At 57.8% G+C, this 2,079-nt stretch carries 3 protein-coding genes; 1 reads left to right on the forward strand and 2 read right to left on the reverse strand.

The window, feature by feature from the left end; all coding sequences use genetic code 11:
* The coding region (locus FJ398_27425; protein MBM3841607.1) for a hypothetical protein at positions 1-573 on the forward strand (573 nt) is incomplete at its 5' end.
* Here FJ398_27425 and FJ398_27430 read toward each other — a convergent pair.
* A complete protein-coding gene (locus FJ398_27430; GenBank protein ID MBM3841608.1) occupies positions 566-853 on the reverse strand; it encodes a hypothetical protein in 288 nt (95 codons plus the stop codon). The two genes, FJ398_27425 and FJ398_27430, sit on opposite strands and share 8 nt — an antisense overlap.
* 427 nt (positions 854-1,280) lie before the next feature.
* The gene (locus FJ398_27435) at positions 1,281-1,859 is read right to left on the reverse strand and encodes an adenylate/guanylate cyclase domain-containing protein (protein ID MBM3841609.1); all 579 of its coding nucleotides are present in this window, start codon (positions 1,857-1,859) and stop codon (positions 1,281-1,283) included.
* Positions 1,860-2,079 lie beyond the last annotated feature (220 nt).

A 2,079-nucleotide genomic window follows, 5' to 3' on the forward strand; every position in this document is an offset into this window, starting at 1 on the left:
GCGTGGGTCTGGGAACTGGCGCGGGTCAACTTTCCCGGCGCCATTTTGATCCTGGATTTCTATCATGCCATGCAACATCTCCATGGCTTGGTCGAGGCGCTCTGCGGCAAAGACACCGTCGAAGGCACTCCAGATGACCAAGCCGCTTGGATTGCCGAGAGAATTGTGGAGGTATTTGAGGCCAACGCCCTTCGCTTACCCTCCATCGCCGTGTTCGTGCCCTCCGAGGAACAGGTTGTGCCGGTTTGCCGGGTGCTGACCACCCAGTTGGAAGCGCACAACATTCCAGTAGAGGCTTCGCACGGCGGCAGGATTCTGGGCAATCAAGCCAAGGTCCGGGTGTTTAACGTGGAGTTCATCAAGGGACTCGAGTTTGAAGCAGTTTTCTTTGTCGGAATTGACCAGTTGGCAATGACGGCACCCACGCTTGTTGATCGCTACCTCTACGTCGGTTTGACACGAGCAAGAAACTTTCTTGCCGTTACCTGTGGAACTGCATTTCCAGAACAATTGAAACACGTTCAGGCAATGTTCAAAGACGGCAACTGGAAGCGGTTTGCAGAACTCAGTTGATCCAGATTGCCGGCGTGCCGGCGATCTTGAGTTCCGGGCTGCCGCCGATGTGGATTTTCTTCTCCGGAATCGCCAGCGCCTTGAGCGAGTAATGATATTTCTCGCGTTTGTCGAGCAGCCGTTTGGGGCGTCGGCGCGAACGAAACGCGTAGAAGAGTTGCATGACGGTGAAGATGCCTTTGCCGCGGAGCTTCTGGCGCTCCTTCGCGCTCATGCCGGCCAGCAGGCTCAGGTCGTCCTGCTCGAGGGCGATCTTCCGCAGCGGGCCTGGAATTCGCACTCGTCGCAGTAGCGGTTCAGCACGAGGTCAGGTGGCGTGGAGCCGGAGAGAAGCGAGAGACTCAGCGGCGTTCTCCCGAACGCCGCTACGATTTGGGGGCAGGTCGCCGTGGATGATTTTGCCAATGGGAGCCTAGCCTCGCGTCCGAGCCCTTCAGAGAGCACGAAGACGTCGAAACCCAGCGGCAGCTTGTCGTCCTTCGTCAGCTTTGTTGCGGAAGATGAAACGGATGGGGATGAATTGGGCGTGCTTCCCGAGCCCTTTCGCAGAGATGCGTTCGACGGCGTGAAGGCGGGATTCGATTATTCGATTGCTTCCGGTTGTTCGACGTTGTCGGCGGAACATCGAACATCCAACACCGAACGCGGAACGTCGAACCAACGGTCCTGGTTCGTGCCGCGCGCAACTCGTTCTTTCAAATGAGCGGTCAGGACTTCTTCGCCAGATTCAGCACCCACGCTTTCAGAGGCCCGAAGTTCTTGGCATCCAGAAAGCTCTCGCTCGATTCCCCGCGGAACGGCTCGAACTTCGCCGACAACCCGGCTTGTTCGATGTCCTTGTAGGCCGCGTTCGAGCACACGAGTTGGTTGGGCTGAGCCACAGACTGCAATCGCGACGCCAGGTTGATCGGGTTCCCGAAGAGCAGCAGACCAGGATAAACGTTGTCGCGCCGAATCACCATCACCGATCCCTTGGACAAGCCCAGACGCAGGCCTTTCGGCTCGATGATCAGATCGATGTGCGATTGCCAGTCCTCCGCGACCGCCGCCGTCATGCTCACCAGTTCGGCTGCGGTTTCGAGAATTGACGGCACCGCGTTGTCCTTCGTTGCGCGCAGTCCCCAAACGCACACCACGGAGTCGCCCACGATCTGGTAAAGCATCCCGCCATGCCGGTGGATGATTTTTCTCGCTTGCGTGTAGAACGAGGTCAGCAGCGACTCCATGAGCCGCGTGCTCTCAGTCGCGCGAGTGAAACTGGTGAAACTGCAGAAATCGGCGAACATCACTGCGCAATCCTTGAACGAGCCGCCAAAGAACCGGTCCGGATCGAATTCCGAGGAGCTCGCGGTGCTCCTCCCAAAATGGAAGGCATACCAACGGTTTTGCAGCCCGCTTCGACCACGCCCGAACCAATGAAATAGCCCGCGCGACGAAAGGTTCCGTAGGTCATCCGCTGCCCATTGTTCTCAAGGTAGGCGATCTCCTTCTCGGCTTTTTCTTTGT

The organism is Verrucomicrobiota bacterium, from assembly GCA_016871535.1.
Taxonomy (GTDB): domain Bacteria; phylum Verrucomicrobiota; class Verrucomicrobiia; order Limisphaerales; family SIBE01; genus VHCZ01.

Excerpts from the sequence above, each read along its gene's own strand:
- FJ398_27435 (MBM3841609.1), bottom strand. The coding sequence starts at position 1,859 with ATGTTCGCCGATTTCTGCAGTTTCACCAGTTTCACTCGCGCGACTGAG.